The sequence below is a fragment of the Thermoplasmata archaeon genome, from assembly GCA_038874435.1.
Classification (GTDB): Archaea; Thermoplasmatota; Thermoplasmata; order Lutacidiplasmatales; family SKW197; genus SKW197.
In genome coordinates this window covers 1-13,783 of record JAVZCK010000031.1, presented here as the reverse complement: position 1 = coordinate 13,783, position 13,783 = coordinate 1, and the positions used below count along the sequence as shown (strand labels likewise).

At 41.9% G+C, this 13,783-nt stretch carries 18 protein-coding genes and 1 tRNA gene; 14 read left to right on the top strand and 5 right to left on the bottom strand.

The window, feature by feature from the left end:
* Window positions 1–54 precede the first annotated feature (54 nt).
* Genes QXD64_08450 through QXD64_08440 form a run of 3 tightly spaced genes read left to right on the top strand, consistent with a single transcriptional unit; the run spans window position 55 to window position 2,551 of the window.
* Window positions 55–1,716, top strand: coding sequence for a DUF835 domain-containing protein (locus tag QXD64_08450; GenBank protein MEM3397337.1), 1,662 nt, complete (start codon window positions 55–57; stop codon window positions 1,714–1,716).
* Window positions 1,717–1,767: 51 nt separating this feature from the next.
* The gene (locus tag QXD64_08445; GenBank protein ID MEM3397336.1) at window positions 1,768–2,037 is read left to right on the top strand and encodes a hypothetical protein; all 270 of its coding nucleotides are present in this window, start codon (window positions 1,768–1,770) and stop codon (window positions 2,035–2,037) included.
* A gap of 4 nt (window positions 2,038–2,041) precedes the next feature.
* Window positions 2,042–2,551 (top strand): ArsR family transcriptional regulator, encoded by a 510-nt coding sequence (locus QXD64_08440; protein MEM3397335.1) that lies wholly within the window; start codon window positions 2,042–2,044, stop codon window positions 2,549–2,551.
* Window positions 2,552–2,553: 2 nt separating this feature from the next.
* On the opposite strand, the gene QXD64_08435 is transcribed toward QXD64_08440, so the two are convergent.
* Genes QXD64_08435 through eif1A form a run of 3 tightly spaced genes read right to left on the bottom strand, consistent with a single transcriptional unit; the run spans window position 2,554 to window position 4,613 of the window.
* Entirely contained in the window at window positions 2,554–3,615 is a 1,062-nt protein-coding gene (locus QXD64_08435; protein MEM3397334.1) for a dipeptide epimerase, read from the bottom strand.
* Window positions 3,605–4,282 carry a metallophosphoesterase gene (locus QXD64_08430; GenBank protein ID MEM3397333.1) on the bottom strand — a complete coding sequence of 226 codons (678 nt, stop codon included), beginning with the start codon at window positions 4,280–4,282 and terminating at the stop codon, window positions 3,605–3,607. The genes QXD64_08435 and QXD64_08430 overlap by 11 nt, the downstream gene beginning before the upstream one ends.
* Window positions 4,242–4,613 (bottom strand): translation initiation factor eIF-1A, encoded by a 372-nt coding sequence (gene eif1A / locus QXD64_08425; protein ID MEM3397332.1) that lies wholly within the window; start codon window positions 4,611–4,613, stop codon window positions 4,242–4,244. Before eif1A ends, QXD64_08430 begins: the two co-directional genes overlap by 41 nt.
* Before the next feature lie 168 nt (window positions 4,614–4,781).
* On the opposite strand from eif1A, the gene QXD64_08420 reads away from it, so the two are divergent.
* The 11 genes from QXD64_08420 to QXD64_08370 all read left to right on the top strand — a co-directional run bounded on the left by QXD64_08420 (window position 4,782) and on the right by QXD64_08370 (window position 12,493).
* The gene (locus tag QXD64_08420) at window positions 4,782–5,339 is read left to right on the top strand and encodes a DNA-directed RNA polymerase (protein MEM3397331.1); all 558 of its coding nucleotides are present in this window, start codon (window positions 4,782–4,784) and stop codon (window positions 5,337–5,339) included.
* 10 nt (window positions 5,340–5,349) lie between these two features.
* A complete protein-coding gene (gene spt4 / locus QXD64_08415; protein MEM3397330.1) occupies window positions 5,350–5,541 on the top strand; it encodes a transcription elongation factor subunit Spt4 in 192 nt (63 codons plus the stop codon).
* On the top strand, window positions 5,531–6,118 hold the full coding sequence (locus tag QXD64_08410; GenBank protein ID MEM3397329.1) for a DUF359 domain-containing protein: 588 nt from the start codon (window positions 5,531–5,533) through the stop codon (window positions 6,116–6,118). Before spt4 ends, QXD64_08410 begins: the two co-directional genes overlap by 11 nt.
* Window positions 6,109–6,429, top strand: a complete 321-nt coding sequence (locus QXD64_08405; GenBank protein ID MEM3397328.1) for a 30S ribosomal protein S24e — start codon at window positions 6,109–6,111, stop codon at window positions 6,427–6,429. Before QXD64_08410 ends, QXD64_08405 begins: the two co-directional genes overlap by 10 nt.
* Before the next feature lie 11 nt (window positions 6,430–6,440).
* The gene (locus tag QXD64_08400) at window positions 6,441–6,599 is read left to right on the top strand and encodes a 30S ribosomal protein S27ae (protein ID MEM3397327.1); all 159 of its coding nucleotides are present in this window, start codon (window positions 6,441–6,443) and stop codon (window positions 6,597–6,599) included.
* Window position 6,600: 1 nt separating this feature from the next.
* Window positions 6,601–6,707 (top strand) — tRNA-Arg (locus QXD64_08395).
* Between the two features lie 179 nt (window positions 6,708–6,886).
* Entirely contained in the window at window positions 6,887–8,089 is a 1,203-nt protein-coding gene (locus QXD64_08390) for an MFS transporter (GenBank protein ID MEM3397326.1), read from the top strand.
* Window positions 8,090–8,139: 50 nt separating this feature from the next.
* The gene (locus tag QXD64_08385) at window positions 8,140–9,219 is read left to right on the top strand and encodes a DNA double-strand break repair nuclease NurA (protein MEM3397325.1); all 1,080 of its coding nucleotides are present in this window, start codon (window positions 8,140–8,142) and stop codon (window positions 9,217–9,219) included.
* Between the two features lie 9 nt (window positions 9,220–9,228).
* Window positions 9,229–10,764: an ATP-binding protein gene (locus QXD64_08380; protein MEM3397324.1), complete on the top strand. Its 1,536-nt coding sequence runs from the start codon at window positions 9,229–9,231 to the stop codon at window positions 10,762–10,764.
* A 78-nt stretch (window positions 10,765–10,842) separates the two neighbouring features.
* Complete coding sequence (locus QXD64_08375) at window positions 10,843–11,844, top strand: tetratricopeptide repeat protein (GenBank protein MEM3397323.1); 1,002 nt, start codon at window positions 10,843–10,845, stop codon at window positions 11,842–11,844.
* Between the two features lies 1 nt (window position 11,845).
* On the top strand, window positions 11,846–12,493 hold the full coding sequence (locus tag QXD64_08370; GenBank protein MEM3397322.1) for a hypothetical protein: 648 nt from the start codon (window positions 11,846–11,848) through the stop codon (window positions 12,491–12,493).
* Here the strand turns inward: QXD64_08370 and speB are convergent.
* Entirely contained in the window at window positions 12,483–13,334 is an 852-nt protein-coding gene (gene speB / locus QXD64_08365) for an agmatinase (GenBank protein MEM3397321.1), read from the bottom strand. The two genes, QXD64_08370 and speB, sit on opposite strands and share 11 nt — an antisense overlap.
* Window positions 13,335–13,336: 2 nt before the next feature.
* Window positions 13,337–13,723, bottom strand: a complete 387-nt coding sequence (locus tag QXD64_08360; protein MEM3397320.1) for a translation initiation factor IF-5A — start codon at window positions 13,721–13,723, stop codon at window positions 13,337–13,339.
* Between the last annotated feature and the right edge of the window lie 60 nt (window positions 13,724–13,783).

Here is a 13,783-nt window from a genome sequence, read left to right as displayed (position 1 = left end):
TCTCATGGTTTCTGCACCGAAATTTTATATTCTTCATCACATTCACAGGTTTGGATGGTAATTAAGTATTATCTTTTTGGCATAATTTTTCTCCTGACTGCAATAGCCACAATGTATGTTGCCCATCGAGGCTACTGGGCTGATCCAAAAGGCAGAAAAAACAAACTGTTTCTATTTCTCTCTACTGTGATTGTCATCTGGCTCCTGGGTGAAACGGGATACTGGCTTACTGACGATCTGAATCTAATGCTTGCATTTTACCACTTTAAGTATGTGGGAATAATTCTAATAAGTCCTGCTTTCTTTTTCATGGCAAATGCTGTACCAATCTGGCGCAACATCCTCAACAAAAAATGGATATTTATTCTGCTTCTTGGAATTTCTGGAGTGTTTGAAATAATCTGTGTTACCAGCCCATTCACCAACCTCTTTTTCTCAAAATATGTTGAGGAGCCAACCGCACCAGGAAAATACTATGGCAGTTGGACGCTTATATGGTGGATGTATGCAGCATACCAGTATCTAGTTCTTATATTAGGTATCATCTCGCTTGCAATCTCAATAAAACAGGCAAGAACGAAAATTGAGAAAAACCAGGCGAGAATTCTCATTTTTGCAGTGGTTGTTCCTCTTGTTGGAAACGCATTTAATATGTGGTATTTCAGTGCTCCAGATCCCACCTCATTGGTTATGAGCTTCTCTACAATCTTGCTTGGATATGCAATCTCAAAGTACAGACTGCTTTCGATAACTGCTGAAACCGAAAAAACGGATGGAGTTAAGGAGAAAATACCGTTCATGGTGGAGCACGGCTACAACTATGTCATTGTTGACAATCATACAAATGCTCCCTACTTCCTGCTCCGCACACTTTCCACACAAAAGCCAGGGCTCTGCGTCACAGGTAAACCACCTGCAGCAGTCAGAAGTGCGTTTAAAATTGAGAAACTGCCAATTATATGGATTACTGAAGTTGAAACAGAGGAACAGGCAGCGAGCCCTGAACGTCTTGATTTTGAAATTGCACAAAGCATAATCAACTTCATGCGAGAAAATCCTGGCTCAACCGTCCTTATTGATGATATTGAGTATCTCACTACAAAATGCGGATTTGAAGCTGTGTCAAACTTCCTGAAGGACATCGTGGATGTGGCTTCGACAACAAACTCCACATTTATTACGCAAGTCAGACCTGCATTCTTTGATGAGGATAAAAGAAAGATGCTCACATCAATATTTGACAAAGAAATCAAGCTTCCTTCCATTGAACCTGAAAAGAAAAATGTTAGAACTCATCTTCATTACAGGAAAGAGGAGACGCTGGATACCATCTCTAGACAAATTCCACAGAATGAAAAGGTGCTGGTGATAACTAGAACCCATCCAAAAAAGGTTGAGAAATACTTTGAGAAAGCAGATTACTACTGGATTACTGACATAGACATAGATGATATAAAGACAATCAAGCCAGAAGCAGTAGATACTGATTTCATTGTTGCTATAAAGGATGGAATAAAAAATGGAATTAGACACATTGTAATAGATGGCTGCGATGTGGTAAAGCTCAGAATTGACTTTAACAAGTACCTGGGTTTTATAAAGGACCTCACAGACCTTGCCCACAAATATGGAATAAATCTCTACTGTATTGTTGAAACCAGTGATGAAAAAGAGAATGTGGCTGTGAGCAACAGATTTGATGTGGTCGTAAGGTAATGAGGCATCCTTGGCAATGTTATTTATATACTTAATCTACAATCTCCTTTTATGAACGAATATGTGCTCATGCTAGGTGCGTTTGCGTGTGGATTGCTGGCAATCGTTGCGGCTCTACTTGCAGGACTCGGTTTACTTGCATACCAGCGGACAAAAAAAATGAAATTTGTTTTTGTGGCTGGTGCTTACCTTCTCTTCTTTGGGCAAGCCCTCTACAGTCTTGCAATTGGTCTTCTCACATTTGATTTCCCTCTTCACATTGAATTCATTTTCCTGAACCTAGTGATTGTGCTCCTATTCTACCTAGCAATGCTAAAGTGAGATGATGGACGCCCTTGAACTTGAGGTGAGACGAAAAATTTACCAGACAATCTTAAAAAATCCAGGACTACATCTCAGAGAACTGCAAAGGCAGACAGGACTGGCCATGGGAATGCTCACCTACCACCTAGATGTGCTTGAAAACTCTGGGCTCATCCGCACAGAAGTAAAGGAGAAGAAGAAATGCTATTTCCCATATGCATTTTCCTACAGCCAGAGTTCGCTCATAATGTTCATGCGGGAATCTGTGCCCAGAAAAATTCTGCTCTTGCTTCTTGAAAAGCCCAGAAAGTTTGGAGAGCTTGTAGAGCTAGTTGGCAAAAGCAAATCTGTGGTTTCCACCCACCTGACAAGATTGCTGAAAACTGGAATAATTTCAGCCACTAAGGAAGAGAATGAGAACCTTTATTCACTTAAAGAGCCAGAGAAAGTGAAAGAAACTTTCATAACCTACAGAGAAAGCTTCTACGATGATGCACTAGACAGATTCATTGAACTCTATCTAGAAATGTGAATTCAGAGCAGACATCCAATGCCTGGCAGGTGCAGGGGCACTGTATTTTCTCCGTTTTTGGTAAGTACCCCTCCTTCTTTGACAACATCGCCAGCAAGGTCTATGTGCCCATCCAGGTCTGCATAACAGATGTTTTTTATTCCCAGAGCTGCATGGGTGCCAGCACTGATGCCTACCCTGGTTTCGCTCATGCATCCAATCATGCACTCCATTCCCAATCTCTCTGCTAGATTCGCAATCAGATACGCTTCTCTTATTCCACCGCACTTCATCAGCTTTATATTTACCATGTCACATGCTCGTACCCTTGCAAGCCGTAGAAGGTCATCTGCATCATGCACTGCCTCATCCGCCATCACAGGAATCGGCGAGGCACGAGTAACTTCAGCAAGTCCTTCCATATCAAACCATTTCACTGGCTGCTCTATAAACTCAATCTCTAAACACTCAATTTCTCTCACAACCTTTATTGCGTTTTTCACACTGTAACCCTGATTGGCATCCACCCGAATTCTGAATCCATAACCAAATTTTTCACGAATCGCTTTAATTCGCTCTATATCTTCCCTCCAATCTAACCCGATTTTCACCTTCAGCACCTTTGCACCTTCAGCAAGCAACCTTTCTGCATCCTTCAGTGTCTCCTCCTTGCTTTCAATACCAATTGTAATGGATGTCGTGATGCTCTCCCTATAAAGCCCAAGAAGTTTTGCGACAGGCATTCCAGTTGCCTTGCCAATGGCATCATTCAATGCAATTTCCACACCTGCTTTTGCAGCACTGTTCCCTTTTATCCCTCCCAATCTCTCCCTTATCTTCTCATGTTCCTCTATGTGAAGTCCCTTTATTTTTTTCTCAATTTCTGGCAGCACTGCACAAACTGTCTCTGGGGTTTCACCTGTAACTCCCCTTGATGGCGAGGCCTCACCAATGCCAACAATCCCTCCATCTGTATAAAGTTTAACAAGGACACCAGTGTATCTGTCCGAGCTTCCAGTTGCAATCACAAACATCTTTTTCCTTGGAATCTCCACCTTCTCAAACTCAATTCTCTCAATCTTCATTTATTCTCGCCTCCACTTTCTCGCCTTCCACTTCAATCACAGCATACTTCCCATGTTTTGCCGGGCCAGGGTTCACAACCAGTGTCTTCCCGAAGATTCTTTCAATGCCACTTGCTTCATGTATATGTCCACAGAGTACTGCAACTGGCTTTTTTTCATGGACAATTCTATCAACCGCTACGCTTCCCATCTCCTCTGATATTCTGGCACGCACAAAAGATACAGGAGGCGTGTGGGTTACAAGAACCGTTTTCTCGTCAACGATTCTCTTCAATCCTTCGTAAATCTCTTCCTCGCTGTATAGATTCCCATAAGCCCAGGGCGTCCCATTAGCCCCGCCAAAACCAGAGAATCTCACGCCCTGAAAGTCCTGACTTATTCCATGAAGATGTGTGATATTTTCCTGCACTGAGATTTTCTCAAATGTGTCTGGCATATCACAATTTCCAAGAACGACAAATGCCTTGTGGTTCAATTGTTTCAACAATTCCGTCGCGAATTCATAGGGTCCAAAATGCGTAATATCACCACAAATAACCACAAGATCGGGCTTCTCCGAGAGGACTGCTCCCTTAAGAGTTTCTAGTCCCCTCCGAGAGGCATGAATGTCAGTAAGCTGCAGAATTCTAACCCTCATTTTCTCCTTCAATCTCCTCGGATTCCTCATCAATTTTCATACCAGAGAATATATCAATTACAGGCGGAAGCTTGCCTCTCTTGCTTAAATTCACTGCCTGGGTTTTAGAGTATCTGTGGACTATGTCTGCTTTATCGTCCTCAAAGGACCAGGGTCGCACAATAAGCAACTCATTTTCACGAATCCACTTCTTCTTTCGCATCTTGCCAGGAATTCTGCCAAGCCGTGACTTGCCATCCTCACATATCACCCTGATGTGTGTAGAACCCAGTAATTGATGTGCAATTGCAAACATCTCATTTTTAGATCTATCTGGCAAAGGGACTCTCATGTAGCTTTCAGCACTTTCTTCATTCTTCATCGAGAGAGGTAATAAGGACTGTATAATTAAATCTTTTGAGACCCTATTTCACAGCAAACAATCCCTACACAAACCTATTAGAAGCCAAGCGATGCCGCTGACACAAACACAAACAGTTAAATATTAGAGGAGTTTGTGTAGTTTAGTAAAATTATACGGTGGATTACCATGTATTTCATCGAGCGAGTTGAAGATGTTGTCCGAATACCCCCTTCACGTCTTGGTGACAATTACGAGGAAGTAGCAAAAGAGATTGCAACCCTGAATCAGGAGGGTAAAATCCTGAGCGACAAGGGAATGATTGTTCTGATAAAAAATGTAGAATTGAAAGGAGAGGGCACAATAGTCCATGGTGATGGGGGTGTATATCAGACGGTCGAATATGATGCCCTCTTTTTCAAGCCAGTCATTGGTGAGGTAATCGAGGGTACAGTCGTAGAAATCATGAAGTATGGTGCATTCGTGAGAATCGGACCATTTGATGCTCTCTTACACATCAGCCAGATAATGGATGATCGTGTTGAAATAGATGAGCATAACCAACGACTTCTTGGAAAGGATACACGGAGAGAACTGCGGGTTGGAAACAGAGTGCGAGTAAGAATAGTTGCGGTGAGCTTGAACGAATTTTCACCCCAGGACTCAAGAATCGGTCTCACTATGAGACAACCAGGACTAGGGAGAATGGAATGGCTAGAAGCTGCTGCAGCAAGGCAGCAAAGCTAGAGGTGGAAAAATGCCACAGGTGACTTTAAGAGCATGTAAGAGCTGTCTCATGCTTACAGACGCAGATAAATGCCCAAGATGTGGAACTCCGACCACAAGAGACTGGCAGGGCTATCTTATTGTAGTTGACCACACTAAATCTGAACTCGCAAAGATGAATGGTAGAAATGAAAATGGTAAATATGCCCTCCGTGTCAGATGAGCCGGTCGTACGCTGGAAGATGCCAGATACGTTAAGAGGACGATTTGGAAGGATTGTGGGAAAGATTGTAAAAGTGGATGAGTTAAAGGACTTGAATCCAAAGGAAATTGCCTGCATCGGAGATGTGTGTACAATTTCTCTACTAGAAGCTGGGATAAAGCCGAAAATTTGTATTGTGGACTATGCAACCAAAAGATTTTCTATTGAGGAGGCAAAGGCAAAAATACTGGGGCTGATTGGATATGATAGAATCTTCTGGCTTGTTAAAAACGAGCTGAATGCAAAAATCCCGCCAGATTTCTGGCTTGGGATACGGGTTCGAAATCCACAGTCCACAATCACTCAGGAACTGTGGGACGCTGTTGGATATGCCTATAGTGTAGAAAACCCCACATTGATAGAGGTGAACGGGGAAGAAGACCTCGCTGCCCTTGCATGTATTATCCTGGGAAACATAGGGACAAAAGTTATATATGGTATACCTGATGTTGGGATGCAACTCCTACAGGTGACAGCAGAATTAAAGGAAAATGTAAATGAAGCACTGAAAGAGATGGAGGTGCAAAAATGGAAATAGAGATAATCTCGAAAAGAGAAAATGTGTTGCTGGATAGAACGGAAGTTAGGTTCAAAGTAATCCATGACAAGAGCGGGACACCAAAAAGAGATGATATCAGAGCGAAACTTGCAGAGGTGCTGTCTGTAAACCAGGACACACTTGTCGTAGACCATTTGAACCAGAAGTATGGCGTAAATCAGACCGAAGGTTATGCGAAGGTCTACAAGAATAAGGATGCACTGGGGATAGAAAGGGTGCCTGTGCTCGTCCGAAATAAGTTGAAAGAGAAGAAGAAAAAGGAGACGGCTGGTGCACAACAGGCAAAGTAAGGGTGATTCGAATGTCGAAAGAAAGTCTGACGAAAATTTACGAGGTTTCTGGTGATAAGCTGAACAGAAAGAAAAAAACCTGTCCGAAATGTGGACCTGGTTACTTTCTCGCTGAGCACGAAAACAGAGTGTCCTGTGGTAGATGCGGTTATACTGAATTTAAGAAGTAATGGGCCCGTGGTGTAGTTTGGATATCACAGAGGCCTCCGGAGCCTCAAACTCGGGTTCAAAATGGTTTTAGTGGAGACATTAGAGCCAGGAAAATCCCGACGGGCCCGTTATATTCTGTTTTGCCCGTCTTACTCCCAACCTTGGCATTGTAATCCTGTTGCTCGTCCCGACGGGCCCGTTATATTCTGTTTTGCCCGTCTTACTCCCAACCACTCCATAAACATCGGTCAATTATTGGCTAAAACTTTTCAGATTCGTTATATACTTCATACTGTTATTTGTTAATGTGACGAAGAAGAACAACCTCCTAAAAAACAAGGACTTCGTAAAGTTGTTGATTGCCCAAGGAGTTTCTGATTTCGGAGATGGTGTAGCGTTCCTTGGTTTCATAATGGTGGCTCTATACATTCACTCTGGCGGTGCATTTGAGACCAGTATCATTTTCATCTCCATCTCAATACCAGTAATTTTGATTGGCCCATTTGCGGGTGTCTTTGTGGATAGATGGAACAGAAAGCACACAATGATTGCATCTGATGTTTTAAGGGCTCTGGCTGTTTGTCTACTCCTAGTACTGTCTACGCTCTGGGCAATCTACCTCGTAGTTTTTCTGATTTCAACACTTTCCAGATTCTTTTTCCCGTCTAGAGGTGCAATAATTCCAAACATAGTTGGCAAGGAAAATGTACTCAGAGCGAACGCAATGTCGCAATCGGTGATGTATGCAATGAATGTGCTTTCTCCTTCTGCTAGCGGTTTGTTGATTGCAATGTTTGGGGTGGAAAGCGTTTTTCTGATTGATGCTGCTTCCTATTTATTTTCAGCGGTGATGGTGCTATCGTTAAAGTACAGTGAAAACCCCGGGAACCATCCTCCCGCAAATGTAAACACAGTGGCGAGGGGTATGAAGGTAGGACTAAGAATCCTGCTGCGAACTCCGCCTGTGAAATATATCGTTATTGCTTTCTCAATCATTATGTTGTTTGCTGGTGCCGTCAATGTGCTCTACCTCCTTTTTGTGCGGGATGTGATGCACCTGAATATTGTCTGGGTCGGTTACCTTGAAACAATTTTTGGCATCGGTGCTGTTGCCGGTGGTGCAGTTATTTCCTCGCTTCCCAAAACCACAAAAAATGCTGACCTTCTTGTGGCTGGAACATCCAGTGGCGCCCTGATTGCACTTCTTGCCCTCTTTCCACATCTGTTTGTTGTAGTTCCTGGCTTCTTTTTCGTCGGTTTTCTTATGGTGTTCATCAACACACCACCTGCAGCAATTGCGCAGAAAACAATTCCAGACAGGGCAAGAGGAAGAGTGCTTTCTGTTATGAATGCCACATTCCAGACAATGAGTTTAGTGTCAATGCTCACTGTTTCTGCTATTCTTGCATTTGTTGATATTGCTTCTCTGTTTATATTAGGCGGCTGCATGCTATTTGCCCTTGGCATCATTTTGTTCGGAAGAGAAAAAGTAAGGGAGTTATTGGGGTAAGTAGAAACAGCATTCCAAATCTTAAAATACTCTTCTCCAATCTCGTAAACATGCCAGAAGAAGCAATTCAGAAGGTTGTCCAAACTTTGATGGAGCTTGGTACTGGTGCCCCTGGTCTCCCCTATCTCAGCAGTGATCAGTATATATCTGTGGGGTTTGATAAAGCAAATTTTCGAGAAATAGGAAATCTAATGACTGAAATGCAAGGGAATCTAACTTGTGTTGACGGAGGAAACCTTGAAATCCTTTCTACGCCTGGATTTTCAGTATCTGTTGTAAGAATTGCGAGTGTAACATTCAAAGGACTTGAGAGGATGAAAAACAAATTCCCACAGAGAGTGGAGTGTTTCTGCGTTGTGAGAACTATTTTTGATACTGACGGTAAGAAATTCCATATCTCCTACTTCCCAGTTAAAAGAGAGCATGCGGACTTTCTCCCACGCAATTATACACTCACCGCAGAGCCGGGTAGAATGGAGACACTGTGGGATTTAAATCTTAAGCCACTGTCTGTGATTTCAAACTATGGAAGAAAGTATGCTGAATGGTTTTACCTCAATCGCATCCTGGATTTTATGGAAGAAGGCGATGTTGTGCTTCGTGATGGCATATTCCAGAGTAGCGACGAAACTGAAGCTGGAATTGCAAAAGAGGTCTTTGCAAAAGCAAGAAACAAAGGTGTTGGCCTTATAGCACTCGCAAAAACCTGTTCTCTTCTCACAGACACAGGAATTCCTGTCTCACAGGTGCTCCAGTCACTTGCAGAGCAATGGAGAATTGAGGCACCATGGTATTATTTTCCGATCGCAGAGAATCTCGAGCCAGAAGTTAATGCAGACATCTATTTTGTGAAATTCTGCAATTCAATGGATTATGCATTTAGATTCGAAGTGATGCGTGAGACCCTACCTGAACCTCTATCGCTCCTCTCAATCCTACACATCCACAGCAAAAACCATATCTTTCCGGGCTACCCCTACATCCTCCTCGCTGCAGATAAAATCGCAAGGGTAGAGCAGAAGGAAGGTAAACCTTTATATCTGCGACTCCTCTCGATGCTCGGTAACGATAAAAAAATTCAGAGAGCGATAAAGTCATTAGATGCCCACGACCTGATAAGCAAATATTGAGGGATGAATATGAAAGTGTGTGGCCAGATTGTTTATGGAAGCTTTGGTGAGCTGCTAATAAGAGCAAAAAAGGGTGCGAATATTGAAATTGGAAGCTTGCTTTTAGCTGGTGAAAATCCGACATATCTCCTCCAAGTTTACGACCTTGAATTTGGGAGCCAGCTTGAAAAATCACATCTGGAGCTAACAAGCGGATTGGAAATAGAGAACAAGGAAAAGCTAGAGTTTATTGAAGGAGAAATCCAGAATTATGTGATTGCAAAAGCAAAGGCGGTGCTAGAGGTACGATTGCAAGGAACAGAAAAAAAAGTGTGTGCTCCTAAACGATTACCAGAGTTTTTTTGCACTGTCCGAGAGGTCTCGCCAGAATTTCTTGAGTTTCTAAAAAAGGAGAACCAGGATGGTGTCTTTCTTGGTAATTTGCGCAGTGGCTCCAAAAACCTAGAGATTCCTGTTCGAATACCGCTTGTGGAATCACTTACCCACCATATTCTAATTTCCGCAACAACCGGGAGAGGAAAGAGCAACCTTCTCAAAGTCATGCTCGCAAGCATCTTGAAGAACAGAAATTGTGGTGTTCTCATCATAGACCCCCACGATGAATACTTTGGAAGAAGTGGAAAGGGTTTGAAGGATGTAGAAGGTGCTGATGAAAATCTCGTGTATTATACCACGTCCTCCGGTAATCTGCATGGAAAAAATGTTCGCACATTAGCTGTAAATGTAAAAGACATAAAGCCATGGGATTTCAATGGTGTCGTTAACCTAAGTGATGCCCAAAGTCAGGCAATGTATGTCCTTTATGGAAAAGAAAAAGATAAATGGCTACACATCCTCTTTGATTTGGAACCGGAAGAACTTGCAAAGAATTTGAAAGTTGTTCAGGTGGATACAATTGCAGCCCTAAAGAGAAAACTTAGTTTCGCAATGGAACGGTTTTACGGAGAAGAAAGCAAGACGATTTTCACTACATTACCAGGATATGGTTTAAACACAATCTCAGAGATTTTAAACTTCCTTATCAGCGGAAAAAAAGTAGTGATTGATGCCTCTACTATGAGCAATGAAGCTGAACTGCTACTGGCAAGTGCGTTAGCAAGGGAAATTTTCGAAGAATACAAAAAAAGAAAGAAAGAAGGAAGGCTTGAAGAAAGTCCTGTGGTGAGCATTGTGCTGGAAGAAGCCCCAAGAGTACTGAGAAACGAGGAAAGTATATTCAGCAGTATTGCAAGAGAAGGTAGAAAATTCAAAATTGGATTGATTGGCGTGACCCAACTTGCTTCTCTCATTCCTAACGAAGTGCTTGCAAACATCAATACAAAAATAATTCTAGGCACGGAAATGCTGATCGAGAGGAAAACGCTGATTGAGTCCGCATCGCAAGATCTTTCCACAGATGCAAAGCTAATTGCAAGTTTGGAGAAGGGGGAAGCGCTTGTAACTTCCATTTTTACAAAATTTGCAATTCCAATTTACTCTCCGAAGTTTGAGGACCTTGTGCAAACGAAGGAAAAAAAAGAGAAAAGATTGTTGATTGGATATTAACTTGTTATTGTCTCCATTATTTCGGCTTCTCAATAGTATTGTGAAAAGTATAAATATTCGTTTCAATTCAACATAACGATGCAGCAGGACTTTGAACATGAATTGACACTAGTTAGAAACTATCACGAAAATGGTCATTCTAAAAAGGCACTCCTCTCCCTAAAAAGAATGAAGGAAAAATATCAAGAACGCCAGCATTTATGTAGAATTTCCTTGCTTGAAGCAAGCATTTACTATGACAACAACCACTGGAAGAAAGCAGCAGGGAAGTACAGAGAATCCATCGAGATTTGTGATGACCCAGCAATGAAAATAAAAGCTATAAATGGAATTGCACGAACTTACTGGAGATTGGGAAAATATGAGGAAGCAGTGGGAATGCTCGTTGAAGCTGCTGAAGAAATTGCAAGAATTGATGATAAGAAGCTTGCTGGTGAGAGCAACATAAACATAGGAAACATCTACCTTTCAATGGGCGACTACAAAAGTGCAATTCGTCATTTTGAGATGGCAATAAAAATTCTCACAGAAATTGGAGATGAATATCAGCTTACTAGGGCTTATAACAACATTGGCGAGGCAAATAAACTCTCAGGAAATGTGTCAGAAGCAGTTTATTATTATCTGAAAGCCCAGGAACTAGGGAAAAAATCCGGTAACATTCGTATCTGGGGTTATGCGACTGAAAACCTCGCAGAATGCTATGCAAAACTACACAATTTTGAAAAAGCTAGGGAGAATGCGGAGGAAGCCCTGAAATACTTTAGGAAAATGAAGGACCTGATGATGATTGGAATCACTTTTATGGCTTTCGGGATGATATTCAGGGAGATGAAGGACTTTAAAAGGGCTGAGAGATACTTCAAAAAATGCTTTGCTTACCTGAAGAGGGCTGAAGGATACAACGACCTCATCTTCACATACATAGAATACTCTCGTCTGCTCTGGGCTGAGGAAAAATATGGCTCAGCACTCAAAATTCTGAAAAAAGCAGAAAAACTTGCAATTAAGCTTAATGCAACCAATATAATAGGAGAGATAAGAAAGGAAATCAAAAAATGTGAAATGATGGGAGAATAACTTGGATTACGCAGGAATAAAAACAATCATGGAACTTAGTGCAGTTGCAATGTCAGTTATGCTTACATTACTGCTAGGTATCAACATTAAGGCAGAGAAAACACACATTTTTGTATGGACTGTCGCTTGGGCCATGATTTCTATCAGAACTTACATTTCTCTGTTTGAACCGCTACCTATCGCCATAGCATTTCTGAGGGATTTCCTAATAGTGCTTTCAGACATTCTTTTCTTTCTGGGCATCGCTCATCTACTTGAACTAAATTTTCATTATAGATATTTCATACCTGGCTTATTTCTGTTCTTCCATATAGGTGTTTCCGGGATTATCTATCTCTTTCTAGAGAATCCACTTTGGGGAGCAACATTTACAAATCTCTTTTCAAATCCTGTGCTCCTGTTTATAGTGTTCTACTTTTTTAATGAGGGAAGTTTAAGAACTGGGAATATAGGCCTTAGGATCGTAGGAATTGGTTTCTTACTCTGGGGGATGGATTTTGCAATTTTTGGACCCCTTTACTACGGTGCTGGCTACATCTTCGCAGGTATGTGTGGTTGGACAATTGGTTTCATTGCAAGATTAATTATTCTCCTTGGTTTCGTTCTCCTCCTCCCTAAGAAAAGAGTGAAAAAAATCACTACTTCCTGAATTTCCAGACGGATGCAATCACTTCACGTACAATTCTAGATGCAAGGGCAGCAGTGTTTCCATTGTCAAATGGGGGAGAAACCTCCACTAGGTCAAAACCAACAAGCCGTGGTGCAATAAAATGAATTAATTTTTTTATCTGGAGTGGAGTTAGACCAAATGGTTCTGGTGTTCCTGTGCCTGGTGCAAAAGCAGGGTCAATTCCATCTATGTCTAGCGAGAAGTAAATTTTTTCAAATCTTAGCATATTCATGACTCTTTTCGCAACATTTTCAATTCCTTCCTCATTTATCTGGAAGGCATCAATGAACTGTACTTTTTCATTTGTCTCAAATTCCTCCCTTGAAATCGAGCGAATACCTAAACAAACCACATTATCATGTCCAGCCATCTCAAAAATTCTTCTTGTGACGCATGCATGATTGTTCTTTGAATTCATGTAGCTCTCCCTAAAATCCAGATGTGCATCAACGATGAGAAAGCCAGTGTCCTTAAAGCATCTTGCAGCTCCTATTGTGACCGAATGCTCTCCACCAAGCATGATTGGGAATTTATTAGCACCTACAATCTCTGCAGTGGCTTGCTGGACCAGCTCGACCATTTGGTCGACATCTCCAACTTCCTCAAGATTTCCGAGGTCACAGAACGGGACATCCAGAAGGTCGAGATTATGCTCAAAAAGGAATGTTTCGAAATTGTAGGAATGCTCACGAATTGCATTCGGTGCAAATCTTGCGCCTGGCCTAAACGAAGTTGTTCTATCAAAGGGAGCACCAAAAATCACGAATTGTGCCTCTGCAAACTCTGCAGAAGCATCTGCAAACTTGAGCAACGATGCCATAACTAAATTCTCATTATCTTTCTTCTGCCCATTGCCTCAACATACTGAATTTCTTTCCCTGTCTCTATCTGAGCTTTCATTTCCTCGTCAATCGGCAAAGTGAACTGTTCATAGGTCTGCATGTCCATCAATTGCACCTCATTTCCAGTAATTGCAAGCACCTGTGCACTTCTCTTGTCTATAACTGGTACCTGAACTTTGTGCTTCACTGGAAACACAACACTTCGCTTTGAGCCATCGAAGATGCCAACTGCATCTATCCTCGCCTTTGCCTCTCCGTGTTTCCCTGGTTTCGAGGTCTGGATGCTCAGAATTTTGCATGGTTCATCGTCTATTATGATGTATCTGCCTTCCTTCAGTTCTCTTACTTCTGCCTGTGTCCAACTCATGGTTATCCCAGTGCCGAGATTGTCTGGTTATATTTTAAGTTTTCTGATTAAGGTTTTTCT

Bases quoted from the DNA above. Each gene is read 5' to 3' on its own strand.
- QXD64_08405 (MEM3397328.1), top strand. From the start codon at position 6,109: ATGGAAATAGAGATAATCTCGAAAAGAGAAAATGTGTTGCTGGATAGA.
- QXD64_08420 (MEM3397331.1), top strand. From the start codon at position 4,782: ATGTATTTCATCGAGCGAGTTGAAGATGTTGTCCGAATACCCCCTTCA.
- spt4 (MEM3397330.1), top strand. From the start codon at position 5,350: ATGCCACAGGTGACTTTAAGAGCATGTAAGAGCTGTCTCATGCTTACA.
- QXD64_08430 (MEM3397333.1), bottom strand. From the start codon at position 4,282: ATGAGGAATCCGAGGAGATTGAAGGAGAAAATGAGGGTTAGAATTCTG.
- QXD64_08440 (MEM3397335.1), top strand. From the start codon at position 2,042: ATGGACGCCCTTGAACTTGAGGTGAGACGAAAAATTTACCAGACAATC.
- speB (MEM3397321.1), bottom strand. From the start codon at position 13,334: ATGGCATCGTTGCTCAAGTTTGCAGATGCTTCTGCAGAGTTTGCAGAG.
- QXD64_08385 (MEM3397325.1), top strand. From the start codon at position 8,140: ATGCCAGAAGAAGCAATTCAGAAGGTTGTCCAAACTTTGATGGAGCTT.
- QXD64_08435 (MEM3397334.1), bottom strand. From the start codon at position 3,615: ATGAAGATTGAGAGAATTGAGTTTGAGAAGGTGGAGATTCCAAGGAAA.
- QXD64_08445 (MEM3397336.1), top strand. From the start codon at position 1,768: ATGAACGAATATGTGCTCATGCTAGGTGCGTTTGCGTGTGGATTGCTG.
- QXD64_08450 (MEM3397337.1), top strand. From the start codon at position 55: ATGGTAATTAAGTATTATCTTTTTGGCATAATTTTTCTCCTGACTGCA.
- QXD64_08360 (MEM3397320.1), bottom strand. From the start codon at position 13,723: ATGAGTTGGACACAGGCAGAAGTAAGAGAACTGAAGGAAGGCAGATAC.
- QXD64_08380 (MEM3397324.1), top strand. From the start codon at position 9,229: ATGAAAGTGTGTGGCCAGATTGTTTATGGAAGCTTTGGTGAGCTGCTA.
- QXD64_08375 (MEM3397323.1), top strand. From the start codon at position 10,843: ATGCAGCAGGACTTTGAACATGAATTGACACTAGTTAGAAACTATCAC.
- eif1A (MEM3397332.1), bottom strand. From the start codon at position 4,613: ATGAAGAATGAAGAAAGTGCTGAAAGCTACATGAGAGTCCCTTTGCCA.
- QXD64_08400 (MEM3397327.1), top strand. From the start codon at position 6,441: ATGTCGAAAGAAAGTCTGACGAAAATTTACGAGGTTTCTGGTGATAAG.